The organism is Pseudomonas sp. JL27(2026), from assembly GCF_056933555.1.
On sequence record NZ_CM167794.1, the window covers coordinates 5,500,575 to 5,524,157 of the forward strand.

The 23,583-nt window shown below is 61.5% G+C and carries 25 protein-coding genes; 6 read left to right on the forward strand and 19 right to left on the reverse strand.

Features of this window, described 5'->3' with window-relative positions:
- Nucleotides 1-16 precede the first annotated feature (16 nt).
- Nucleotides 17-1,087, reverse strand: coding sequence for an erythrose-4-phosphate dehydrogenase (gene epd / locus AC1Z1G_RS25150; RefSeq protein ID WP_483623087.1), 1,071 nt, complete (start codon nucleotides 1,085-1,087; stop codon nucleotides 17-19).
- Nucleotides 1,088-1,236: 149 nt separating this feature from the next.
- Nucleotides 1,237-3,234, reverse strand: a complete 1,998-nt coding sequence (gene tkt / locus AC1Z1G_RS25155) for a transketolase (protein WP_483623088.1) — start codon at nucleotides 3,232-3,234, stop codon at nucleotides 1,237-1,239.
- 273 nt (nucleotides 3,235-3,507) lie between these two features.
- On the opposite strand from tkt, the gene AC1Z1G_RS25160 reads away from it, so the two are divergent.
- From AC1Z1G_RS25160 to AC1Z1G_RS25175, 4 genes are all read left to right on the forward strand, one after another.
- Nucleotides 3,508-4,503, forward strand: coding sequence for an ArsR/SmtB family transcription factor (locus AC1Z1G_RS25160; protein ID WP_483623090.1), 996 nt, complete (start codon nucleotides 3,508-3,510; stop codon nucleotides 4,501-4,503).
- An 18-nt stretch (nucleotides 4,504-4,521) separates the two neighbouring features.
- Nucleotides 4,522-5,712, forward strand: coding sequence for a methionine adenosyltransferase (gene metK / locus AC1Z1G_RS25165; protein WP_347902448.1), 1,191 nt, complete (start codon nucleotides 4,522-4,524; stop codon nucleotides 5,710-5,712).
- Between the two features lie 170 nt (nucleotides 5,713-5,882).
- On the forward strand, nucleotides 5,883-7,565 hold the full coding sequence (ligB, locus tag AC1Z1G_RS25170) for an NAD-dependent DNA ligase LigB (protein WP_483623092.1): 1,683 nt from the start codon (nucleotides 5,883-5,885) through the stop codon (nucleotides 7,563-7,565).
- 94 nt (nucleotides 7,566-7,659) lie between these two features.
- The gene (locus AC1Z1G_RS25175; RefSeq protein WP_483623094.1) at nucleotides 7,660-8,055 is read left to right on the forward strand and encodes a DUF1090 domain-containing protein; all 396 of its coding nucleotides are present in this window, start codon (nucleotides 7,660-7,662) and stop codon (nucleotides 8,053-8,055) included.
- A 178-nt stretch (nucleotides 8,056-8,233) separates the two neighbouring features.
- Here AC1Z1G_RS25175 and AC1Z1G_RS25180 read toward each other — a convergent pair whose 3' ends face one another.
- Complete coding sequence (locus tag AC1Z1G_RS25180) at nucleotides 8,234-8,683, reverse strand: c-type cytochrome (RefSeq protein ID WP_483623095.1); 450 nt, start codon at nucleotides 8,681-8,683, stop codon at nucleotides 8,234-8,236.
- A 128-nt stretch (nucleotides 8,684-8,811) separates the two neighbouring features.
- Between AC1Z1G_RS25180 and mltA the strand changes: the two genes are divergently transcribed.
- Nucleotides 8,812-9,996 carry a murein transglycosylase A gene (gene mltA / locus AC1Z1G_RS25185; protein ID WP_483623097.1) on the forward strand — a complete coding sequence of 395 codons (1,185 nt, stop codon included), beginning with the start codon at nucleotides 8,812-8,814 and terminating at the stop codon, nucleotides 9,994-9,996.
- 128 nt (nucleotides 9,997-10,124) lie between these two features.
- Here mltA and AC1Z1G_RS25190 read toward each other — a convergent pair whose 3' ends face one another.
- Both AC1Z1G_RS25190 and AC1Z1G_RS25195 read right to left on the reverse strand, forming a co-directional pair.
- Nucleotides 10,125-10,511: an MAPEG family protein gene (locus AC1Z1G_RS25190; RefSeq protein ID WP_483623099.1), complete on the reverse strand. Its 387-nt coding sequence runs from the start codon at nucleotides 10,509-10,511 to the stop codon at nucleotides 10,125-10,127.
- A 14-nt stretch (nucleotides 10,512-10,525) separates the two neighbouring features.
- Nucleotides 10,526-11,359 carry an EamA family transporter gene (locus tag AC1Z1G_RS25195; protein ID WP_483623101.1) on the reverse strand — a complete coding sequence of 278 codons (834 nt, stop codon included), beginning with the start codon at nucleotides 11,357-11,359 and terminating at the stop codon, nucleotides 10,526-10,528.
- Nucleotides 11,360-11,556: 197 nt separating this feature from the next.
- On the opposite strand from AC1Z1G_RS25195, the gene AC1Z1G_RS25200 reads away from it, so the two are divergent.
- The gene (locus AC1Z1G_RS25200; protein WP_483623103.1) at nucleotides 11,557-12,726 is read left to right on the forward strand and encodes an MFS transporter; all 1,170 of its coding nucleotides are present in this window, start codon (nucleotides 11,557-11,559) and stop codon (nucleotides 12,724-12,726) included.
- 84 nt (nucleotides 12,727-12,810) lie between these two features.
- Here the strand turns inward: AC1Z1G_RS25200 and AC1Z1G_RS25205 are convergent, their stop codons facing one another.
- The 14 genes from AC1Z1G_RS25205 to AC1Z1G_RS25270 all read right to left on the reverse strand — a co-directional run bounded on the left by AC1Z1G_RS25205 (nucleotide 12,811) and on the right by AC1Z1G_RS25270 (nucleotide 23,498).
- Entirely contained in the window at nucleotides 12,811-13,221 is a 411-nt protein-coding gene (locus AC1Z1G_RS25205; RefSeq protein WP_483623105.1) for a CesT family type III secretion system chaperone, read from the reverse strand.
- Between the two features lie 5 nt (nucleotides 13,222-13,226).
- The gene (locus tag AC1Z1G_RS25210) at nucleotides 13,227-15,266 is read right to left on the reverse strand and encodes a patatin-like phospholipase family protein (protein WP_483623107.1); all 2,040 of its coding nucleotides are present in this window, start codon (nucleotides 15,264-15,266) and stop codon (nucleotides 13,227-13,229) included.
- 89 nt (nucleotides 15,267-15,355) lie between these two features.
- Entirely contained in the window at nucleotides 15,356-16,039 is a 684-nt protein-coding gene (locus AC1Z1G_RS25215; RefSeq protein ID WP_483623109.1) for an HrpE/YscL family type III secretion apparatus protein, read from the reverse strand.
- Complete coding sequence (locus AC1Z1G_RS25220) at nucleotides 16,018-16,659, reverse strand: Yop proteins translocation protein K (protein ID WP_483623110.1); 642 nt, start codon at nucleotides 16,657-16,659, stop codon at nucleotides 16,018-16,020. Before AC1Z1G_RS25220 ends, AC1Z1G_RS25215 begins: the two co-directional genes overlap by 22 nt.
- Nucleotides 16,659-17,408, reverse strand: coding sequence for a type III secretion system inner membrane ring lipoprotein SctJ (sctJ, locus tag AC1Z1G_RS25225; RefSeq protein ID WP_483627989.1), 750 nt, complete (start codon nucleotides 17,406-17,408; stop codon nucleotides 16,659-16,661). Before sctJ ends, AC1Z1G_RS25220 begins: the two co-directional genes overlap by 1 nt.
- Nucleotides 17,405-17,743, reverse strand: a complete 339-nt coding sequence (sctI, locus tag AC1Z1G_RS25230; protein WP_483623112.1) for a type III secretion system inner rod subunit SctI — start codon at nucleotides 17,741-17,743, stop codon at nucleotides 17,405-17,407. The genes sctJ and sctI overlap by 4 nt, the downstream gene beginning before the upstream one ends.
- Nucleotides 17,743-18,324: a YopR/YscH family type III secretion effector gene (locus tag AC1Z1G_RS25235; RefSeq protein ID WP_483623114.1), complete on the reverse strand. Its 582-nt coding sequence runs from the start codon at nucleotides 18,322-18,324 to the stop codon at nucleotides 17,743-17,745. Before AC1Z1G_RS25235 ends, sctI begins: the two co-directional genes overlap by 1 nt.
- Nucleotides 18,321-18,674 carry a YscG family type III secretion system chaperone gene (locus AC1Z1G_RS25240; RefSeq protein WP_317988375.1) on the reverse strand — a complete coding sequence of 118 codons (354 nt, stop codon included), beginning with the start codon at nucleotides 18,672-18,674 and terminating at the stop codon, nucleotides 18,321-18,323. The genes AC1Z1G_RS25235 and AC1Z1G_RS25240 overlap by 4 nt, the downstream gene beginning before the upstream one ends.
- Nucleotides 18,674-18,928, reverse strand: coding sequence for a type III secretion system needle filament subunit SctF (gene sctF / locus AC1Z1G_RS25245; protein WP_347902462.1), 255 nt, complete (start codon nucleotides 18,926-18,928; stop codon nucleotides 18,674-18,676). Before sctF ends, AC1Z1G_RS25240 begins: the two co-directional genes overlap by 1 nt.
- Entirely contained in the window at nucleotides 18,928-19,134 is a 207-nt protein-coding gene (locus AC1Z1G_RS25250; protein ID WP_347902463.1) for an EscE/YscE/SsaE family type III secretion system needle protein co-chaperone, read from the reverse strand. Before AC1Z1G_RS25250 ends, sctF begins: the two co-directional genes overlap by 1 nt.
- Nucleotides 19,097-20,401 carry a type III secretion system inner membrane ring subunit SctD gene (gene sctD / locus AC1Z1G_RS25255; RefSeq protein ID WP_483623116.1) on the reverse strand — a complete coding sequence of 435 codons (1,305 nt, stop codon included), beginning with the start codon at nucleotides 20,399-20,401 and terminating at the stop codon, nucleotides 19,097-19,099. Before sctD ends, AC1Z1G_RS25250 begins: the two co-directional genes overlap by 38 nt.
- 1 nt (nucleotide 20,402) lies before the next feature.
- Nucleotides 20,403-22,232, reverse strand: a complete 1,830-nt coding sequence (sctC, locus tag AC1Z1G_RS25260) for a type III secretion system outer membrane ring subunit SctC (RefSeq protein ID WP_483623117.1) — start codon at nucleotides 22,230-22,232, stop codon at nucleotides 20,403-20,405.
- Complete coding sequence (locus AC1Z1G_RS25265; protein ID WP_483623118.1) at nucleotides 22,220-22,642, reverse strand: YscB family type III secretion system chaperone; 423 nt, start codon at nucleotides 22,640-22,642, stop codon at nucleotides 22,220-22,222. Before AC1Z1G_RS25265 ends, sctC begins: the two co-directional genes overlap by 13 nt.
- 22 nt (nucleotides 22,643-22,664) lie before the next feature.
- Nucleotides 22,665-23,498, reverse strand: coding sequence for a T3SS regulon anti-activator ExsD domain-containing protein (locus AC1Z1G_RS25270; RefSeq protein WP_483623119.1), 834 nt, complete (start codon nucleotides 23,496-23,498; stop codon nucleotides 22,665-22,667).
- Nucleotides 23,499-23,583 lie beyond the last annotated feature (85 nt).

Genomic DNA, 23,583 nt, shown 5'->3' on the forward strand with positions numbered 1-23,583 from the left:
TCCTGGTTGTACTGTTTTAGAGAGCAGGTTTTTTAGAGACAGCAAGTGGTGAGGCTGCGCGCAGATAGTGCTCTGCAACGTCGAGCATTCGGTTGGCAAACCCCCATTCGTTGTCGAACCAGGCCAGCACGTTCACCAGCCTCGGGCCGGAAACGCGGGTCTGACTGGCATCGACGATGGCCGAATGCGGGTCATGGTTAAAATCACAACTGGCGTGTGGCAACTCGGTGTAGGCCAGCAGACCTTTGAGCGGGCCGCTGGTGGCGGCCTCGCGCAGTATCCGGTTGACCTCGCCCGCATCGGTGTCGGTCACGGTCTGCATCGTGATGTCGAGGCAAGACACGTTAACCGTCGGCACGCGTACGGCTTTGGCCTGAATTCGCCCGGCAAGTTCCGGCAACAGGCGTTCGATACCCCGCGCCAGACCGGTGGACACCGGAATCACCGACTGGAACGCCGAACGGGTGCGGCGCAGGTCTTCGTGATGATAGGCGTCGATCACCGGCTGGTCGTTCATCGCCGAGTGAATGGTGGTGATCGACACGTAATCCAGACCAAAGGCCTGGTCCAGCAGACGCAACAGCGGCACGCCGCAGTTGGTGGTGCAGGACGCGTTGGACACCAGCAGCTCATCGCCGGTCAGGCAATCCTGATTGACGCCATAGACGATGGTGGCGTCGACATCCGCCTCGCTGGCCATCGGCTGGGAAAACAGCACGCGCGGCGCGCCGGCGTCGAGGAACCGCTGGCCGTCTACGCGGGTGTTATAGGCACCGGAGCATTCAAGCACCAGATCGACGCCAAGCGACGCCCAATCAATGCCTTCGGGGGTGGCACTGCGCAGGACCTTCACGCAGTCGCCATTAATGTGCAGACAATCGCCATCGACCTTCACCTCACCGGGAAAACGCCCGTGGGTGGAGTCGAAGCGTGTCAGGTATTCGACGCTGGCCATGTCGGCCAGATCGTTGATTGCAACAATTTCAAACCCGGCAGCCGCCCCTCGCTCGAACAATGCACGCAAGACGCAACGACCAATCCGGCCATAGCCGTTGAGTGCAACTTTGTAAGGACGCGGTTGAGGCATGGGGTTCTCGATACCTGGGTGAATCCGTTATTGCAGCGTTGACTGGACCACCGCCTTCGCGAGCAAGCCCGCTCCCACAGGAGAATGCATTCCAATGTGGGAGCGGGCTTGCTCGCGAAGACGGCAGTCCAGACAAAACAACTTCTGGATCAGTCTTCCAGCAGCTCTTCAGCCTGACCCAGGATGTTTTCCAGGGTGAAACCGAACTCTTCGAACAAGGCTGGCGCAGGCGCCGACTCGCCGTAGGTGGTCATGCCGATGACGCGACCTTCCAGGCCCACGTACTTGTACCAGTAGTCCGCGTGCGCGGCTTCGATGGCGATACGGGCGCTGACCTGCAACGGCAGAACCGCTTGCTTGTAGCCGGCATCCTGGGCATCGAACACGCTGGTGCACGGCATGGAAACCACACGCACCTTACGGCCCTGCTCGGTCAGTTTGTCGAAGGCTTGAACCGCCAGGCCAACTTCCGAACCGGTCGCGATCAAGATCAGCTCAGGCTCGTCTGCGCAATCCTTGAGCACGTAACCACCACGGTTGATGAGTTCGATCTGCACCGCGTCACGGGTCTGGTGCTGCAGGTTCTGACGCGAGAAGATCAGGGCCGAAGGACCGTCCTTACGCTCCAGGGCGCACTTCCAGGCCACGGCCGATTCAACGGCATCGGCTGGACGCCAGGTGTCGAGGTTCGGCGTGCAGCGCAGGCTGGCCAATTGCTCGATTGGCTGGTGCGTCGGGCCGTCTTCGCCCAGACCGATGGAGTCGTGGGTGTAGACGTGGATCACACGCTGCTTCATCAGGGCCGACATGCGCACGGCGTTGCGGGCGTATTCCATGAACATCAGGAAGGTCGCGCCGTAAGGCACCAGGCCGCCGTGCAGGGCAACGCCGTTCATGATGGCGGTCATGCCGAACTCACGAACGCCGTAATACATGTAGTTGCCGCTGGCATCTTCAGCGCTGACGCCTTTGCAACCTTTCCACAGGGTCAGGTTGGAACCGGCCAGGTCAGCCGAACCGCCGAGCATTTCCGGCAGCAACGGACCGAACGCGTTCAGGGCGTTCTGGCTGGCTTTACGGCTGGCAATGGTTTCACCTTTGGCCGCGACTTCAGCGATGTAGGCAGCGGCTTTTTCAGAGAAGTCCGCTGGCAGATCACCGCTCAGACGACGCACCAGCTCATTGGCAAGCTCAGGGAACGCGGCGGAGTAGGCAGCGAAACGCTGGTCCCATTCGGCTTCGACAGCGCGACCGGCTTCCTTGGCGTCCCACTCGGCGTAGATATCGGCCGGGATTTCGAACGGACCGTGGTTCCACTTCAGCGCAGCGCGGGTCAGGGCGATTTCCGCGTCACCCAGTGGGGCACCGTGGCAGTCTTCCTTGCCTTGCTTGTTCGGCGAGCCGAAACCGATGGTGGTTTTGCAGCAGATCAGCGTCGGTTGCTCGCTTTTGCGTGCAGTGTCGATCGCGGTCTTGATTTCTTCAGGGTCATGACCGTCAACGTTGCGGATCACCTGCCAGTTGTAGGCTTCGAAACGCTTCGGGGTGTCATCGGTGAACCAGCCTTCGACTTCGCCGTCGATGGAGATACCGTTGTCATCGTAGAAGGCGATCAGTTTGCCCAGGCCCAAGGTACCGGCCAGGGAGCTGACTTCGTGGGAAATGCCTTCCATCATGCAGCCATCACCCAGGAACACATAGGTGTGGTGGTCGACAATGTTGTGACCTGGACGGTTGAACTGCGCCGCCAGGACTTTTTCTGCCAGGGCAAAACCCACAGCGTTGGCCAGGCCCTGACCCAACGGGCCAGTCGTGGTTTCAACACCCGGGGTGTAACCGAGTTCCGGGTGGCCCGGGGTACGGCTGTGCAGTTGGCGGAAGCTTTTCAGGTCATCGATCGACAGGTCATAGCCGGTCAGGTGCAGCAGCGAGTAGATCAACATCGAACCGTGACCGTTAGACAGGATGAACCGGTCGCGGTCGGCAAACGATGGATTACTCGGGTTGTGCTTCAGGTAGTCACGCCAAAGTACTTCGGCGATATCCGCCATACCCATAGGGGCACCGGGATGGCCGCTGTTGGCTTTTTGCACGGCATCCATGCTGAGGGCACGAATGGCGTTGGCACGCTCACGACGGCTGGGCATCGCTGTTCTCCTGCGGATATTGAATCGAGAGTGAATAAAACGAAACGGAAAAAAGGCGAGCATTTTCCCTCACCGACCGGCCTCGGGGCAATGACAGATAGTCATCTGAGGACGTTTTTCCCATGGTTAGTGGCGGTTTCGGCGGGTGAAACCTTTCCGCGCTTCGTTTGTAGAGTGAAGCCAGGCCTGATAAGTGCCATCTATCGAGCAATATCAAAACTTTTTGATATTGCCCTTGCGGGTATTTCGACGCCTCACTAGACTGCTGGCCTTATGAATTTACGCGTGCCTTCCATTCGACATGACGATTGCGATGAGCTGGCGGCCCTGTGCAAGGCCGGCGGCGATCCCTTGCGGCTGAATGTTCTGCGCGCGCTGGCCAACGATTCGTTTGGTGTACTGGAGCTGGCGCAGATTTTCGCCATCGGCCAGTCAGGCATGAGCCACCACTTGAAGGTGCTGGCCCAGGCCGATCTGGTGGCAACTCGCCGCGAAGGCAATGCGATTTTTTACCGTCGCGCCCTGCCCCACACCGAGTTGCTGGGGGGCAAGCTGCACGCTGCACTGCTCGAAGAAGTGGATAACCTGACCCTGCCCGGCGATGTGCAGACGCGGATCGGTCAGGTCCATGGGCAACGAGCCGCGGCCAGCCAGGACTTTTTTTCACGGGTTGCGGAGAAGTTTCGCGCCCAGCAGGACTTGATCGCCGGCCTGCCCCAGTACCGCGAAAGCGTGTTGGCGCTGCTCGACAAGTTAAGTTTCAACGAAGGTGCCACGGCCATCGAAGTCGGCCCCGGCGACGGCAGTTTCCTGCCGGAACTGGCAAGCCGCTTCACTCAGGTCACGGCGCTGGACAACAGCCCGGCGATGCTCGAACTGGCGCGTCAGGTTTGCGTGCGTGAAAAGCTGGCTAACGTCAGCCTGCAATTGGCCGATGCATTGAATGGCGTGAGCCTTGCGGCCGATTGCGTTGTACTGAACATGGTCTTGCACCATTTTGCCGCACCGGCCGATGCGCTCAAGCACATGGCCAGTTTGCTGCAACCGGGCGGTAGCCTGCTCGTGACAGAGTTATGTAGCCACAACCAAAGTTGGGCCAGGGAGGCCTGCGGTGATCTTTGGTTGGGGTTTGAACAGGACGATTTGGCCCGTTGGGCCACCGCTGCGGGACTCGTTCCCGGGGAAAGCCTCTATGTAGGCTTACGTAATGGTTTCCAGATCCAGGTCCGCCACTTTCAGCGACCGGCTGGCGACACTCACCATCGGTAAATTCAGGAAAAAATCGAGATGAGCGAATACTCCCTTTTCACCTCCGAGTCCGTGTCTGAAGGGCATCCGGACAAAATCGCCGACCAGATTTCTGATGCGGTGCTGGACGCCATCATTGCTGAAGACAAGTTCGCCCGTGTGGCGTGCGAGACTCTGGTGAAAACGGGCGTGGCAATCATCGCTGGCGAAGTCACCACCTCGGCCTGGGTTGACCTGGAGCAGATCGTTCGGGACGTGATCACCGACATCGGCTACACCAGCTCCGACGTTGGTTTCGACGGCGCGACCTGCGGCGTGATGAACATCATCGGCAAGCAGTCCCCCGACATCAACCAGGGCGTCGACCGCGCCAAGCCTGAAGATCAGGGCGCCGGCGACCAGGGCCTGATGTTCGGCTACGCCAGCAACGAAACCGACGTACTGATGCCGGCACCGATCACCTTCTCGCACCAACTGGTGCAGCGCCAGGCCGAAGCCCGTAAATCCGGCCTGCTGCCATGGCTGCGTCCGGACGCCAAGTCCCAGGTCACCTGCCGCTACGAAAACGGCAAGGTTGTGGGTATCGACGCCATCGTTCTGTCGACCCAGCACAACCCGGAAGTGTCGTACAAAGACCTGCGCGAAGGCGTGATGGAGCTGATCGTCAAGCACGTACTGCCTGCCGAACTGCTGCACAAAGACACCCAGTACCACATCAACCCGACCGGCCAGTTCATCATCGGTGGCCCGGTGGGCGACTGCGGCCTGACCGGTCGCAAGATCATCGTCGACACCTACGGCGGCATGGCCCGTCACGGTGGTGGCGCGTTCTCCGGCAAGGACCCATCGAAGGTTGACCGTTCGGCCGCCTACGCTGGTCGTTATGTCGCCAAGAACATCGTCGCGGCTGGCCTGGCCGAGCGTTGCGAGATTCAGGTTTCCTACGCCATCGGCGTCGCTCAACCGACTTCGATCTCGTTGAACACCTTCGGCACCGGCAAGATCAGCGATGACAAGATCATCAAACTGGTCCGCGAAGTGTTCGACCTGCGTCCATACGCGATCACCACCATGCTCGACCTGCTGCACCCGATGTACCAGGAAACCGCAGCCTACGGCCACTTCGGTCGTACGCCGCAAACCAAGACTGTGGGTGGCGATACCTTCACCACCTTCACCTGGGAAAAAACCGACCGCGCCGACGCCCTGCGCGCTGCTGCCGGCCTGTAAGCCTTTCCTGGCTGCACACAAAGCCCCGCCCGGTTCGCCGTGCGGGGCTTTTTATTGCCTTCGATTGACGCCTGCTGGCGTTCGTCGACACACGCTGAAAAACAGCCACTCTCCTCGCCTCTGAAATCCGTCCTAGCCTTCACACACCCCCTTGAGCAAGGACGCTCACGATGCTGCCCTACCTGCGCCTGTTACTCGGTTTTCTGTTGGCATCTGCCAGCCTGGGCACCCAGGCCGCCGAGTGCCCCGACTGGCCGCCCGCCCGTGCCTTGAGCGAGATCAGCGCCCTGCAACAGCAAATCGACCGCTGGGACGACAGCTACCATCGACAGGGCCACGCACTGGTTACCGACGAACTCTACGACCAGTCCCGCGCTCGTCTCGGCGCCTGGCGCACCTGCTTCAACCCAGCCTCGACACCTGGCAACCCACTGCGCACGGCGGGCGGTACGGTCGCCCATCCGATTGCCCACACCGGTCTGGGCAAACTCCCCGATGGCGACAAAGTCAAAACCTGGCTCAACAGCCGCAGCGACGTCTGGGTTCAGCCCAAAGTCGGCGGTGTCGCCGTCACGCTGATTTACCGCAACGGGCAGTTGCAGCAGGTGATCAGCCGTGGCGACGGCCTCCATGGCCATGACTGGACGCCCTCGGCGCGCAGGATTGCGGCGATTCCCCAGCACCTGCCGCAGCCGCTGGATCTCCTGTTGCAAGGCGAGCTCTATTGGCGACTGGACGAGCACGTGCAGGCCGAGGCAGGCAGCCTCAACGCGCGCAGCACCGTGGCGGGCTTGATGGCACGCAAAGCGCTCGATGAAAAAGATGCCAGCGGGATTGGCCTGTTCATTTGGGACTGGCCAAAGGGGCCGGCCAGTTTGCCGGCACGCCTGGCCTTTCTAAAGGAGTCAGGTTTCCCCGACAGCGCACGCTACAGCCAGCCGATTACAGGTTTTGCCGACGCCGAGCGCTGGCGTGAGCACTGGTATCGCTCACCCCTGCCGTTCGCCAGCGATGGCATCGTCTTGCGCCAAGGCCAGCGCCCGTCCGCCGAGCGCTGGCAGGCCAAACCGCCTTACTGGACCGTGGCCTGGAAATACCCCTTCGCCCAGGCACTGGCCGAGGTCCGCAAGGTTCACTTCAAGATCGGCCGCACCGGACGTATCACCCCGGTTCTGGAACTTGTCCCGGTCACACTGGATGACCGGCAGATCAAACGGGTCAGCGTCAGCTCGCTGCAACGCTGGCAAGCCATGGACATCCGCCCCGGCGACCAGGTTGCCATCAGCCTCGCCGGCCTGACCATCCCGCGCCTCGACAGCGTGGTGTTACGCGCCACCGACCGGCCAGAAGTGATCGCACCACAAGCACATAGTTTTCATCCGCTGAGCTGTTGGCAACCGACCACCGGTTGCGAGGGCCAGTTTCTTGCGCGCTTGACCTGGCTCAGTGGCAAACAGGGGCTGGCCCTGCACCATGTCGGCCCCGGCACCTGGGAAAAGCTCATCAGCGCCGGGCATCTCAATGGTCTGCTCGATTGGTTGACCCTCGATGCGCAAGAGCTTGCTAACATTGACGGCTTCGGCCCGCGCAGCAGCGCGCGCCTGCTCGACAGTTTGCATACCGCCAGGCAGCGCCCTTTCGTACGCTGGCTCAAAGCCCTGGGATTGCCGCCGACCGGCTCGGCCAGCCTCGGTGATTCATGGCAGGCGCTGGCACAAAGAGACACCGAACACTGGCAAAACGAGGCCGGAGTCGGCCCGGGTCGCGCCACGCAACTGAGCGCTTTTTTCCGCGACCCGCAGGTACTGGCTCTGAGTGAACAATTACGCGCTGCCGGGATCGAGGGGTTTTAGGCCCATGCCCGGCAGGGTTGAACCTGAAGGTGGCAGAGGCGCTCCAACAGCCTATCTGCACCTCGACACGATTGCCTATTTACCCGGAGCCTTTATGAAATTTCTTTCACCGCTCGCCCTGTTGACCCTGTGCAGTGTCATGGCTGCACCGCTGATGGCCGCCGAAACAGCCCCGGAACTCACCGGTTGCGCCGCCAAGCGCCAGTCCATCAGCGCCCAGATCGAACAAGCCAAGGCCCACGGCAATGCCGAACAACAGGCAGGCCTGGAAAAAGCCCTGAGCGAAGTCACCGCCCATTGCACCGACGCCTCCCTGAAGAAAGAACGCGAGAACAACGTTCTGGATGCCAAGCACGAAGTCAGCCGCCGTCAGGCAGACCTCGAGAAGGCCATGAAAAAGGGCGATGCCGAGAAGATCAACAAACGCAAAGACAAACTCGCCGAGTCCCGCAAGGAGTTGCAGCAGGCGCTGGATGAGTTGGATAAGTAAGACCGTTACAACCCGACACTCATTGTGGCGAGGGAGCTTGCTCCCGCTGGGCTACGAAGTAGCCCCAAGCCGACCGCCGCGCAGTGTCAGCACTTGCACGACGGCTGACTTTACGACTGCTGCGCAGCCGAGCGGGAGCAAGCTCCCTCGCCACAGCGTTATCAGTTGAATCTGAGAATCAATGATCCCGAAACTGTTTATGGCACGCACTGCACGCGTCTTCGACTTTCTGCACGGCAGGCCCCAGGTTGCTGGCCTTGTACGGCTGAACCTGGCTGGCGATCACCAGTTCACCGGTGGCCGTTTCCAGGGTACGGGCCATTTCCTGGAAACGCGCCTGCTGCTGCCAGACATCATCCTTGGCGCTGGTATGGTCTTCTTCACGAATCTGTGGGAAATGCTTCCACGGCTCATGGGACAAGGCGTCAAGCTTGACCGCACCCTCGGTAAAACGTGCACCGTCGAACGGGATCCGACCGCGCAACATGCCGCCCAGATCTTCGCCGGTCTTGAGCATTTGCTTGAAAATCGCCTTGCGCTGACCCAGCGGCGAGTTCGGATCGACGCCGCCACAGGCGGACAGTGTCAGGCAGGCCAGCAATACAACAGAAAGTCTTTTAAGAGTCATGGTGGCTTCAGGTCACGGGAAACGGCGGCCAGTATCCTCGCGTTATCCGCCAAGACCAATAGCCCTATTAACAATAAGGGTTGCTGGAACGCTGGAAGCGCCCCAACACCCCGCAAAGGAAGTACCGCATGAACAGCCGTTTCAAGGCCTGGCGCCCGAGCCTGACCTGGACCCTGCCACTTGTTGCCCTGCTTGCCGGTTGCAACGGGGGCGACAACACACAACCGCAGACCCACGCCATCGCCACCTACGCCAATGCGACCTGGGAGAACCTGCCGGCCGTGGCCGACAACGACCTGCTGGCCGGTTTCGGTTCATGGCGCAGTGCCTGCACCCGACTCAAGGCCGACCCGGTCTGGGGTGGCACCTGCGCCGCAGCCGCCAACGTGCCGCTGAGCGCCGACGAGGTGCGCGGGTTTCTCAAGGACAACCTTCAGGTCTATGGCCTGCGGTCTTCAGGTGGCAATGCCAATGGGCTGATCACCGGTTACTACGAACCGGTCTACCCCGGCAGCCTCACGCAGACTAACGCGGCGACAGTGCCGGTGTATGGCGTGCCCGATGACATGATCATCGTCTCGCTGGACAGCATTTACCCGGAACTCAAAGGCAAACGCCTGCGAGGCCGGCTCGAAGGTCGCGTACTCAAACCCTACGACGACGCTGCCACCATCGAGACCAAAGGGGTCAAGGCACCGGTGATGGCATGGTTGACCGACCCGATGGACCTGCAATTTCTGCAGATCCAGGGCTCGGGCCGCATTCAATTGGAAAACGGCCGGCAACTGCGCATCGCTTATGCGGACCAGAACGGTCACCCGTACCGTCCTATTGGCCGCTGGCTGGTGGATCAGGGCGAGCTGAAAAAAGAAGACGTGACCATGGGCGCCATCAGCGCCTGGGCCAAGGCTCACCCCACGCGCATCCCCGAACTGCTGGGCAGCAACCCGAGCTATGTGTTCTTCACCCGCAACCCCGACAGCAACGAAGGCCCGCGCGGCTCGCTCAACGTCCCGCTGACCTCTGGCTACAGCGTGGCGGTGGATCGCAAGGTGATTCCGCTGGGCAGCCTGCTGTGGCTGTCCACCACACGACCCGACGGCAGCGCTCTGGTTCGTCCGGTGGCCGCGCAAGATACCGGGGGCGCGATTACCGGCGAAGTTCGCGTCGACCTGTTCTGGGGCACCGGCGATGCCGCCGGGCAACTGGCAGGTGATATGAAGCAGCAAGGGCAGATCTGGATGCTATGGCCAAAAGGCGCGGCGTTGCCGCAACTGCCGCAGGTGACCGATGCGGTTAAAGCCAATCCGTGAGTCCTGCTTCGGCTGATAGATAGCCTTCGCGAGCAAGCCCGCTCCCACAGGAGAATGCATTCCAATGTGGAAGCGAGCCTGCTCGCGAAGAAGCCAGAACAAGCACCGCAGACTCTGGCTAAAGCGCCTCAGATCGACACAAAAAAGAAGCTGGCAATCAGCCCCATGCCGACAAACCACACCAGCGACCGCAACATCGCCCAGTCGGCCAGGTAGCAAATGATGAAGAGCAGGCGACTGGTGATGAACAACACCGCCAGCACGTTAATCGTCACCAGTTCGGCGTTGCCTGCCAGGTGCGCGATGATCACCGCCGCCGCAAAGGCCGGGGTCACTTCAAAGCTGTTCAGTTGAGCCGAGTGAGCCCGCTTGGCAAAACCTTCCAGGGTGGCGAGGAAGGCTCGCGGGTCGTGGTTCTGCTTCGGCCCGAACGTGCCGCCGCTGAACTTGGCGATGGCGATGCACAGGTAGGGCAGAAAAATAGCGATCAATACACACCAGAAAGCGACAGTCATTGCAGGTTCCTTTTTTAGAGTTTCATCACGAGCATACCAACCAGCACCAACCCACAGGCTAAGAGCCGTGGTCTGCCGAAGGGTTCTTTCAGATAACGCATGCCGAACAGCACCACCAGTATCACGCTGATTTCGCGCAACGCCGCCGCTTCGGCAATCGACCCGATTTGCATGGCCCAAAGCACCAGAGCGTAGCTGAATAACACGCAAAATCCGACGCTCAATCCCAGCCGCCACTGCTCGCGCCAGAACCGCATGAATGCCGGCCGCTTGCGCACCAGCGCCAGCAGCGGGAAGGGCCAGGCACTGAGCAGCGTGACCCAGACCAGGTAATCGATCGGGTGCGACCAGCGCCGCAACGCCTGACCATCGATGAAGGTGTAGCAGCCGATGCACAAGCCGATCAGCGCCACCACCGGCAACATCGACCAGGGCAAGCGATCTCCGCCGCCACCCTGCCAGAGCAGGCACAACATGCCGAGCGGGATCAACAAAATGCCGAGGATCTGCTGGGTCGTCAGCACTTCACCGGCAAAGATCAGCGTCAACGCCAACACCACCAAGGGTGACAGGCCGCGCATCAACGGATAGACCAAACCCAGGTCACCGACCCGGTAGGCCTGAATCAGCAGGTAGCGATAGAGCAACTCGAACGCCGCCGAGGCCAGAATCCATGGCCAGATCTCCAGGGGCGGCAGCTCGACGAAACCCAGCATCAGCACGACAAACAGCATGGCCACGCTGTCCATGCACGCCACCACCAGCAACCGCTCGGCACTGAACTTGATCAGCGTATTCCACGCCGCGTGCAACAACGCCGCCACCAACACCAGAGCCGTCGCGAGCACTAAAACTCTCCTTGTTCACATCAATCGAATTGATTCGCCATATGTCAGCAGCTGTTTATACTGCAACCGACCACGCCGCACTCAGTTGCGCACATACTTATTCCAAAAAAATATGCTGCGACCCGACCCTTCGAATTCGGGCGCCGGCATGCGTATGCCTGATCAGAGCGTCAAGACCATCGACAGAGACCTTGCGCATGCCACTCGCCTTGCTTGCACTGGCTGTTGCCGCCTTCGGCATCGGCACCACTGAATTCGTCATCATGGGTCTGCTGCCCGATGTCGCCCGCGACCTGGCCGTGAGCATTCCCGACGCCGGGCTGCTGATTACCGGCTACGCCCTGGGCGTGGTGTTCGGTGCGCCGGTCCTCGCCATCGGCACCGCCAACATGCCGCGCAAAGCCACACTGCTGGGCATGACGCTAATGTTCATCCTCGGTAACATCCTCTGCGCCCTGGCGCCCAACTACGCCACGCTGATGGCCGCACGGGTGATCACCGCCCTGTGCCACGGCGCGTTCTTCGGCATTGGTTCGGTGGTGGCGGCTGGGCTGGTCGCGCCGAACAAACGGGCCCAGGCGATTGCAATGATGTTCACCGGCCTGACCCTGGCCAACGTGCTCGGTGTTCCGCTGGGCACTGCGCTCGGGCAATACGCCGGCTGGCGCTCGACGTTCTGGGCGGTGTCGGTGATCGGCGTGATTGCGGCCATCGCACAATGGCTGTGGCTGCCCAAAGAGATCGCCATGGACAAGGCCAACCTGGCCAGCGAGTTCAAAGTACTGGGCAAAGCCAACGTACTTTTGGCACTGGGCATGAGCGTACTGGCGTCCACCAGCCTGTTCAGTGTGTTCACCTACATCGCGCCAATCCTGCAAGACATCACTGGCGTCAGCCCACATGGCGTGACCCTCATGCTATTGCTGTTCGGCGTCGGCCTGACCGTCGGCAGCATGCTCGGCGGGCGCCTGGCCGACAGTCGTTTGCTGCCCTCGCTGGTGGGCATGGCACTGGCGGTTGTGCTGGTGCTGGCGGCCTTCACGCAGACCAGCCATTCGGTGATTCCGGCGGCGATTACGCTGGTGTTGTGGGGCGTGTTCGCGTTCGCGCTGTGCCCGATCCTGCAACTGCTGATCATTGATCAGGCCTTTGAGGCACCGAACCTGGGCTCGACGCTGAACCAAAGCGCCTTCAACCTCGGCAACGCGGCGGGGGCCTGGATCGGCGGGTTGGTGGTGGCCAGCGGGGCGGACCTCGCGGACCTGCCGTGGACCGGTGCACTGGTCAGTGGCCTGACAGTGCTGACCGCGCTGTTTTTCATCTACCTGCAGCGAAGCCGCAGCGTCGCCGCCACGGCCTCGAACTGAATTGCCGCAGCCCTGAAATGACACCGGGCCCCTCAAGGGCCCGGTACGTTTCACACGTGACAGCGATCACTCGGCGCCGTCAGCTCAGACAAAAATCCCGCCCCGTGCGGGTGCCTCGGACAGGGTCGCCCCTTGCGCTGTCAACGAGTTGAACAAGGCATGGCCTTGTAGCAACTTGCCGTACCAGGCGTTCAAGGCCTCAACATCCGCCCGCCCTTCAAGCGCCTCGACCCACAGCACCAAGTCGCCCGCGACATCAGCCGTCAGCCGCACGGGAGCAAGCGGCGAGAATGGACTGTTGACCTGCAACAACTGCAGCACCACGCCCTGAAGCAGGGTCTTGGGCAACGCGCCCAGGCGCAAGGCAATCAACCAGCCGTCCGGCATCCGCTCCAACAGCAACTCCGGGCCTTCGCCAATGCGCAGACGGCAGGTGTGCTGATCCTCTGACGGCAACGCCAGGTCCCATTGGTCCAGCCAGGTTTTCAACGTCATGGGGCTTACTCCGTGATTCGCCAGGCCTTGGCCATTTCAATGGTGGTGGAGTTCAGCGGCTTGCTCCAGGGTTTGTTGCGCGCACCGTAGTTGTCGGCAAGGTCGTCCAGCGCCTGATTAATCTGGGCCGGGGTAGCGGCACGCATCAGGCTATGCTCGACGCGACGCAGCAATGCCAGGTTGGAGTCCGGCTGCCCGACACGGTAGAGGGACGGCAGAATCACTTCCTTGCGGATGTTGTCGGCAATCACCGCGACGTCACGCTTGCGCATCTCGTCGACCGCTGCCTTCAACACCGGCGACTCCACGGGCGTATTGCGCAGGGCGCCGAGCAAGCGTTGATGATCGACGTTATCCGTCTTGTTCAACGTGTGGGTCAGCCATTCCTGACGATCCGGGGTCGACGCCAACGCATCCAGGCGCGCGAAGGCCGAATTCATGTCGCCCGTCAGCTTCATCTCGTCGGCCGAGACGATGGCCACCGTCAGCTCGGACAATACGTCGGCCGCCGCTCGCCGAAACTGCACCACGTCCGCCGTGCGAACCGGGTCCTGTGCCGCGACGCTGGCCAGCATTTCGTCGTCCAGCGCCAGCAGCGCGCCTTCCATCGTCGCAAACGTGTGGGCCTCGCGGGCCTGCAAACGGTTGTCGAGGTGGTTGCCGACTTCGTCCTGCAACAACGCTTGCAGCTCGTTCTTGACGTCATCGGGCATGGTGAAGTTCAGGGTTCCGCTGAGCATGCCACTGTAATCGCCCGACTCGGTCTTGAGCGGCACCACCACGGTCTGGTCTTCGAACGCGGCGAGCCCGCGCTCCTGCAACGCCGCTTGCGCCCCCAGCGGAGCCCCCACGAGCCACTCCTTCAAATTCAGGGAGCCCGCGCCGGGACCGCGCTCGGCGGCCGCTTCCTCGGGAAACTTGAGAATGAGGTTGTCGGCCTGGCGCAACGGGCTGCTCGCGAACTGCCGGTTGATCATCTCCGGCACCGGGACGTTGAGCATGACGCCGCCATCCTGGAAGAACGTACGCTCGCCCTTCTCCTGAAACGGATGGCTGGTTTCACCCATCTGCTTGAAGACAATCGGGAACGAGCCGGAGATGTGCGCGGCGCGAGCGATGTCCATGTCGGGGGTCAGTTCGGCGTTGAATACCACCAACTGCGGACGCCCTTCAAACATCGCCGTGGCGGTGATGTTCAGTTCCTTGATCTGCGGGATCTGCTTGCTGAGCACGGCCAGGTCACCGAAGGTCACCACGCCGCCCTTTTCCAGTTTTTGCGAAATGGCACTGACGGCGGGTTGCCGAGCGATCTCGGGATGAGCCGCGATCTGGTTCAGCACGGACTTGCTGGACTCGGTGCGCAGGACTTTCTCCAACGGCGCAGCTTCGGACCCCAGGCGCGGGAGGATGTTATGGAGCAAGCGAATGATGCTGCCGATCACCCCCAACTTGCCCCCGGTAATCAGGTTGCCGTAGCCGGAAACCGCATGCTGGATTTTCTTATGGAAGCTGTTGCCGCTGTCGAGCAGGGAGATCAGGTCCATGCCGTCCGACAGATTCTTGAACGAGCCGGCGTTCATGCCGGACGACAGCAATGCAGCAGTGATAGCCCCGGCCGAAGAACCGGAAATGCTTTTGATGCCTTCCAGTGCGCCCTTGTTTTCAAGTGCAGAAATCGCCCCCGGATACGCCGCGCCTTTGGCCCCCCCGCCGCTGAGGACCAGGCTGGTCAGGGGTGGCCGGGTCAGTTGCACCTCAGTGACGCCATTCTCGAAACTGCGCAGTGTGACTTGCCGCTGTCCCGCCCCTTCGGCGATCAACTGCGACGCACCTTCGGGCTGCGGTTTCACCAGGCTCGCACGGCCGATGTCCGGCAGTTGCGCGCTGACCGCGATGCCGATCGTGCTCTTGAGCGCCGCCGTCAAACCCTGACCCACAGGGTCCGTGGACAACGCGCCCTTGGCCGGTTGTTGATCCTTCGGCGGGGTGATTTCCTGCGGCTGGCTGGCACTGGCAAGCGGGTTGACTGACGACTGAATGTGCATAAAAGGCTCCTGTAGAACGTAGGTTCTTTCCTGGAGCAAATACTAAGGGAATCGGTTTTTTGGCTTTTCCAGTATCGGGCGCATTTTTATCAATTTAGAACTTCAAGCGATTGCTCCCCGGTTGCGCTGCCAATCAATGGCGCAGAGGCTCGGCCACCCTGCATCCACGTTTGCTTCAAGGCCGCTTCCAGGGCACCCAACTGGCCATCGACACTGGCATCGATGATGCCGATCTCGGTTTCCAGGATGCACCCGCCCTGATCCAGCCGCGCGTCGGCGATGACCTCGACATAGCCCACTTCCGGGAAGTCCTTGAGCACCCGGGAAATCTGCTCGCGCACCTCAATCACCTGATCGGGTTGCACATGCAGGATCACCTGTTTCTGGTTGCTGACCAGCGACAGCGCCTGTTGCGTCACCTGTAACGTCAGCTCGATATTGTCGTAGTGCTGGAGGATCTTGCGCACCGCTTGCAGCACCACGTCGCTCATCTGCTGCTCGACCTCGCGGTAATACTGATGACACTGCAACAGCGTCTCCTGAATCAACGTGGCCTGACGCTTGCGCGCTTCTTCGATGCCGGCCTGCCAGCCCAACGCCTTCTGTTGCTCATAGACATCGTGGGCCGCCTGCTCGATCTCCTCGGCACGCTTGCGGGCTACCTCGACCAGTTCGCCCGCCGTCAGGTAGTCCTGATAGTCGGCACTGCGCAGCAGGACCTGGTCGGGCGCCAGTCGGACTTCACTGGCTTTTATTTCAATAAATGGAAGCATTGCGGGCTCACTTGTCGGGCGATTTTCAGGCACAACGCCTGGGCCAATGGACGCTGGTTGCTGCTCACCGTCCACTGCACCGGAGGCTCGGACAGCCGGGATTCGGAATGCGTCAGGCGCAAGGCGAGGCGGCGGGCAAATCCCGGTGGCGCGTCACCGCAGGCCAGCAGCCAGAAGGCCAACGCACGTTGGCGCAAGCAATCACCGAGTTCGCCCTCAGGCAACGCTTGCTGCCAGCCGTCCGGCCAGGCACCAATGATCAGCTCCAGTTGTTCCAGGCAGTAGCGATGCCCAGCCTCGCCAATCGCGGCGTGAACCCGCCGCAGGTGTGTCGCGTCCAGCACCTGGCGAATGGCGTGGCCATGCAGCAACGCGCCCAGGTAACCGAGTGTTTTCTCCAGCGCGGCCTGTTCAAAGAACGCCAGGCCACCAAGTGTCGGCGGCAGCTCATACTCGATATCCAGCTTGCACTCAGCCAGTAACCAGGCATTGATCCCGCTGTGCCGACGCCAATGGCCCAGCGTGTCGGCCAGCCCCGTCAGCGAGGGCGGGACGTGCGTGGGGTGGATGTAACGGGCCGGGCAAAACCTCAATTGATACGGCGTCAGCAACAACGTCATCACGAAAGCCTGCTGCGCTGCCACAAGTACTGGCCGAGGTTGCTGACCAACAACAGCGCGACCAGCAACCCGAACAACCCCAGCAACCGACCCCGGGATTCTTCAGTCACCTGAATCGAGAACACCGTGTCGTAACGCGGGGCGAGCGGGACTTGCCGGACATCGGCCGAAGGCACCAGCACCACGCTGATGCGGTCGTAACTGAGGCCCTCGATACCGTTGTTCACCAGTTGCTTGATTTGTGGAATGTAGGCGTCGAGCTGGATGTCAGCCGCGTGTTTGATAAACACCGACGCCGAGGCTGGCGAAGACTTCTTGCCCAGACCATCGCGGTCTTCGGGCAACACCACATGGACGCGGGCCACCAGTACGCCGTCGATTTCCGACAGGGTCCGGGAAATTTCCTGGGCTTTGGCGTAATTGAGCCTGGCTCGCTCCTCGACCGGCGAGGAGATCAGGCCTTCCTTGGGGAACACATCCTTGAGCGTGGAAAAGCTCTCGCGTGGATAGCCCTTGCGCTTGAGCGCATCAATGGCCTCGGCGATATCGGACTCCTCGACCAGCAATTTGATCTTGCCGTCCTTATCGGGTTGCTTGGCCGCCCAGATCCCTTCGGTGCGTAGCAACGCGAGCATTTCGTTGCCTTCTTTCTGGCTGATGCCGGCATAGAGTTCGACCTTGCAACCGGCGAGCAGCAACACGACCAACAACATCAGGATTGGATTGAGTCTCTTCACGCAACACCTTATTGGGTTTTCATCAGCGTTTCGACGTTCTGACTCATTCGCCCGACCGTCTTGGCTATCAGTTCCTCCTGCATGCTGATGCGCATCAACGACCACTGCATCTGCATCAGGCTGCCGGGGTCATCGCCGGGGGTCGAAAGCTCGACCTCAAGGTCATGCTTGGCCTGGGAAAAACGTTCTTTGATCTGTCCGATTTCATTGAGCAGGTTGCCCCCCAGGCTCTCGGTGCCCTTGCCCATCGCCTGCTCGAAATCGGCGATTTGCCCGGCACTGGCCTGGGGTGCCTTGAGCTCATCGAGACTGGTGACAGCGGCCTGACTTATCTGACTAACGTCCATCACGACTCCAAATCGGGTGAGTGGGTGAAGCGCATCAAGTTTTCGATCATGGCGTTCGTGGGGATCAGGACCTGCAACTCGCGGCGCACGATGCTCGCCAGGTAATCACTGCCCTCAACCCCCTTGATCTCGCCCAGCACGTTGAGCAACAGCGTTTCCTGTTGCTTGCCAAACGGCGCCTGTTCCCTGAGCAGGTCCTTGAGCGCCAGGCGATCCTGCTCAAGCCCCAGTTGCTGCTCCGGGAAACGCACCAGCAAGCGGTCCGACAGGCCTTGCATCAGCCAGTTGCGCAACTCATCACGACGCCCCTCGGCCGACTCCGGCAGGTCCTGGCGATACCACTTCCAGACGGTGTCACGCTGTTGGCGCGGGTCCATGCCCGCCAGGGCCGTCGTCAGGTCCGCACCCTGCAACCAGAGCTGCAAGGGTGCGTCGGTCGGTGCCGCTTTGGGCGACACCGGCGGGCTTTTCATCGCCGCCTCGAAGGCTTGTGTCTGACCGGGCTCGACCGGCGCCATGGGCCGTGCATCCAGACCATGGCGCAGCGGCAGATCCGAAGGCGACGAGTCGATCCGGTTCATGGCCCCTCCGGGTCACGCATGCCGTGGGCAAACTGCACCAGCCGAGGGTCCTCGCTCGCAGCCAGTTCGGCCAGCCGACGGTCCAGCGCCGTACCAAGCCCCAACCGCCATTCGCACAGCGCCAACCAGGGCGCAAGTGCCGGCCACGGCTTGCCTTCGCCCAGCACCAGTGCCTGTTGATAGTGCCCCTGGTTCATCAGGCTGGAGAGCCGGATCAGGCACGCGGCTTCCTCCTGCCCCTCGACTTGTTCCAGCCAGTTCGCAATCTGCTGGGCTTCTTCGTGGCAGTGATGGCCGCTACCGGCCAGGGCTAGTTCTGCCATCAGCCCTTTCAGTGAACTGTCCATCATCAGATTTTCTGCAGGATGCCCTGCATCAGGTCTCTCATCGAACGGGTGACGGTCGAGTTGATGTTGTAGATCACCGACCACTTGTTGAGTTTGTGTTGCAGTTCGGCCAACAGCGCCGGGTTGTCTGCGGAGTCCTTGAGGGCCGCGATGGCGTCGCCGACTTCTTTGTTGGCGTTGTTGGCCTGTTCCTTGAGGTTTTCCGCGACTTTGTCGAGGGTGTTGACGCTGCTGTCATTGGTAAAGATCGATGCCATCACGAAGCTCCCTTGAGGGTGTTGAGAATGCTGATGGCGGCCTCGACTGCCTGGGCTTCCATCTGCCATTGTCGGTACTGCTGCGGATCACCGCCGCCCATCAAGCGACGCTTGCCGCTGGCCTGGGCCTGTTCCAGTTGCGCGCGCACCTGCCGTTCAAAGTCCACGTCAGCGGCGCACAGACGCTCCTCCAAAGCCGTCATCATTGAGTGGCTCTCCCTTGAGATTGATGATGAATTGTTGTTTGCCGCGGCTGACGATCACCGCGTCGGCATTGATTGCCAGCACCCTCACGCCCTGCGGGGTCGACGCGTCGACCGGGTACTTCTGACCGTCGCCCAGCACCACATACGGCACTTTGCCGAAGGACACCGAACGCACCACGAACTCCAGCTCATCGGTGCTGCCGCGCTTGTTGCGACTCACCAGATCCAGTGCCGGACGAGCACCGAACTCCTGACGGAATTCGCGCTGCAACTTATAGAACTCATTGAGCTGGGCCTCATCGAGTTGCCCGCGCAACTCGATACGCTCGCCTTTGTCCTGGTAGGCCAGCACGGCCTCGAGCCCGAAATCGGCGAGCATCTGGTCGAGCCGCTTGAGGTGCGAGCCGGCCAGCCGAACGCGGTTTTCCACGCCCAGCAACCCCGGCACGTCGGCCTTGAGCAGGCTTTCAATCTGCAACCAGTGTTCATCCTCCAGCGCCAGTTCGCCGGTCAGGCGAATCCAGCCGGGTTGATCCGCATTAGCGGTACGCACCTGGCGGTAGCCGAATTTCTGCAGGATGAATTCCACCCCCTGGCGAATCTCTTCCATGCTGCGAACGTCGAGCCGATAGGTCAGGCCGCTGCGCTCCAGGTACTGCTGCAACGCCAACCGCGTGCGGTTGTCTTCCAGGTAACCGGTGAGCGGAACATTGCCGTTGCCCTGCCGTTCGCCGACTTGCACATGCTGAAACTGGCGATCACGCAGAAAGCTGCGCAAAGCCACGACCGGGTCCTCGCCGGTCATGCCGCCGCTGCCGCCCGACCACGGGGCGCCGAGCAAACCGACCACACCGATCAGCAACAACACGCTGACCCCGAGCATCAGTCGCCCACCCCAATGGGCCCGAGGCACCGCCGTGCGGCGCTCCTGAGGGCCGGCAGCCAGCGGCAACTGCTCGGAAAACTGTCGCTCCTGGGCACAATAGGCCCACAGCAACGGCCCACAGGCCTGCCGGACCAGCGCCTGCAACGCGCTGCCGCCGGTCAATGGCTGACCTTCCTGAAGTGGCTGGTTGCCCTCGGCCCACTCCAACAGGCGTACGCCTTGCGGGTCGACATCCAGCACCAGGTGGACCGGCGCAATACCTTCATCGACCAGCACCAGATCGGCTTGCAAGGGGTCGGAGCCGATCACCACCCGGCCTTCGGCCAGCGGCACTTCGACCCCTTGGTTGAGGCCACTGTAAAAACGGATTTTCCAGCTCATGTCAGGGCTTCTTCGGCGCGCGGACGCACTGGTCAACGCCTTCGACGCAGGCACCTTCGGAAATGCGCCAGCCAGTGGTGTCATTGCCCAGGCTGCACGCCGTCAGCGAAGAATCCTTGCCGGTCTGCGCCAGTATTTGCTGGAGCTCGCGGGCCTGGCCCAGAACCTGACACTGCGAAGTGCCGAGCAATTTCTGCAACGAAAGGCTCTGGTTCGACAGCTCATCCACCTGGAGCAACCCATCCATGTAGCCACGCTTGCTGCCCAACGCCACGAAGTGGCCAACGCCGTTGTCGATCAGCCGCGGCTCGATCAGAAACAGCCGCACCGAACGGCGGGTGAAGTTGGACTTGAAGCGAAACAGCGCGCCCAGGTACGGAATGTCGCCGAGCAACGGCACCTTGCGCATCGACTCGTTGAGCTCGTCGCGGTAGATACCGCCGATCAACAGGCTCTGGCCATGCCCCACACGCGCCACGGTATCGACCACGGTGCGGGCGATGGTGGGAATTCCATCCACCCCCGTACTGTTGGGTTTCTGGTTACCGTCTTCGATGTGCAGGCTGAGACTGATTTCCGGTTTGTCGCCCAACTGGATGACGCGCGGTGTCAGCTTCAGCATGGTGCCGTAGGTGATGGGTTTGAGTTCCGCCACCCGCTCACCGACGACTTTGACGTAGTAGGTTTCGCTGTGGTCGATCACCGCCAGGGTATTTTCCTGGGTCAGCACGGTCGGCCGCGAGCCGACCTGGGCGCGGCCCTGGCTCTGCAGCAAGGTGATTCGGGCCAACAGGTAATCCAGGCCGCGACTGTCCACCAGACTGGCGCCGGCCTCGCGCGTGGTACCGGGGCTGGCGTTGCCCTGGCCGCCGAGGTTCTGGCTGGTGGTGCGGATGTCGATCAACTGGCGCGGGCCAACGCTGATGCCGACGCGCCAGTCCACCCCCAGTTCGGCCAGGTTTTCTGCGTTGATGTCGACAATCGACAACCCGACTTCGATTCGCGCCGAAGGACGGTCCAGTGCCGTGATCAAGCGCCGGTACATCGGCATGCGGTCCTTGGTATCGCGCACGATAATGGCATTGAGCGAGGGCTCGGCCTGGACCACCGCACGCCCGGACTGCGCCGGTAACCGTGGGCTGTCCTGCCCGCCGTCGACCGACACCACATTGGCGTCACCCAGCACTCGGGCCAGGATAGTCGCCACGCCCGGCGCGTCGATATCGTCTTCGCGGTACTTGATCCGCCGATCCTCGGCGACCGCGTACTTGAGCGGAAAGATTTCCACGGCCAGGTCGCCGGTTTTCTCACTGCGCAGCGCGTGTTGCTGCTCAAGGGCCATGGCGGTTTGTTCCACCAGCTCCAGATAACGCGAAGGGCCGGAGACATACACCAGCCGCCCGCTCATGTCCGGTCGCCAGCCAAAACGTGGCTCCCAGACGCCTGCCGCTTCCAGCGCCTGCCTCAACTCGGTTTCGCTGACCTGTTCCAGCTTGACCAGCCGCGACTGCATTTCGGTGGACTTGAACACATACAGAACAGCCCCGTCGTAGTACCAGATGAGGTTGTAGAGCGAGGCCATCAGTTGCAGAAAGGACTGGGGGTCCTTGAGGTCGAAACGCCCGCTGACCTGGTCATTGACCTTGTCACTGACAATCACCGAACCGTCGTAGTTGGCGCCGAAGTTGGCCAATACATCACGCAGGTTTTCGCCTTGGGCGACGTAGTTGTAGGGGATGACGGGCCAGTCCAGATCCTGGCCTTGAACCGTCCCGGTCAGCGCCAACGCAAAGACCAGGCTCAAGCACCGCGAGACTCTCAGGGACGCCATAAAGTTTGTTTCCACTGCGGTTCCAGGCCTGCACGCAGCAGCTCTGGCTTGATCGTTTCCAGAATCCCGACCTGAGCCGCCAGCGCCCGCTCAAGTTCGTCGAGTTCAAGGGCGCCCAGCTCCAGGCGCGCCTCAAGCATCAGGTTTGACTGTTCATCGGTCGCCAGCGCCTGGGGATGACGCCGACTCCAACGGGTGACCTGCCCCAGCAGGTTCAGCAACACCTCGCGATCCGCCGGGGATTGGCCCTGAACCTGCCAGTTCAGCGGGCTGGACAGCACAAGGTCTGCACCCTGGCGCTGTAAAAACAGGCTATGGCCGTCGATCCGCAGGTGATAGCGACCTGTTTGATCGGCCACAAAAGGCCCTTGGCCCGTTCGTGCGGCCAATCCAGTCAGTAAATGTTCCATGATTCCTCGGCGTATCCGGCAGTCAGGGGCTCTGCCAGTAAAAGTGGTCGTGGGCCTGGCACAGGCTGCGTTCATGCAACCAATGCTGTACGGCGTCCGCGGCGTGCGCGTCCTCGTCAAGTTTGGCCAGCGGCTCCCACAGGGAAGCCAGCACCACCGGCACGGGCGCGAAACCGTCGAGCTTGCCGTCGGCCAGCAACACAGCCATGCCCTGATGCCAATTGGGCCAGGCTTCTCTGGCCCGTTCGGAGATGGCACTCAGCGTGCGGACCATGTTCGCGGTGTCCGCTTCAGTCTTTGCCTGGCAGCGGACGATGTTGGCCAACTCCTGCTGCACCAGCTGCGAATCCGCTTCGCCTACCTGACGCCAGAACTCGGCCTTGATCCGCAATTGGCGGGCCTGGGTTTCGTACTCGATCAGCGCAGAACGCCAGTTGGGGATCGCTTCGTCGAACAGGCTTTCCCACCAGCTGTATACGGGCAGCAGGACCCAGTCGATCATGGCCTGGGGCGAAGCCAGGTTGATTCGGTCGCCCAGCCAGTTGCACCAGTCGTTACCCTGTGCGGCGGCCTGGCGCAGCACCAGTTGAAGGTCCCCACGCTCAAGCGCCATTCCGCGCGCCAGGCGCTGTTGCAGCCAGCTGGACTGGAACAACTGCTCCAGTTGCACACGCGGCAGCAGGCGCTGCAACAAGCTCAACTGTCGCGCGCTGATGATTCCCGATTCACGATACAAACTGCCTGATATGCAACCTGCGGCTCTGCCCCGAGAGCGGGCGTCCTGACCCACTACGGATACCCGACGGCCAGCAAAAATGCCTGCTTGAGGGGTTTGATTATGGTCTTCCTGGCTCATTCTCTGCCTTGACTATCTCGTTTCGTAGCACACCCGTCAGCGTCTTTCACTGCGACCAATCTTACTGAGGGGCAACGGACCAAAC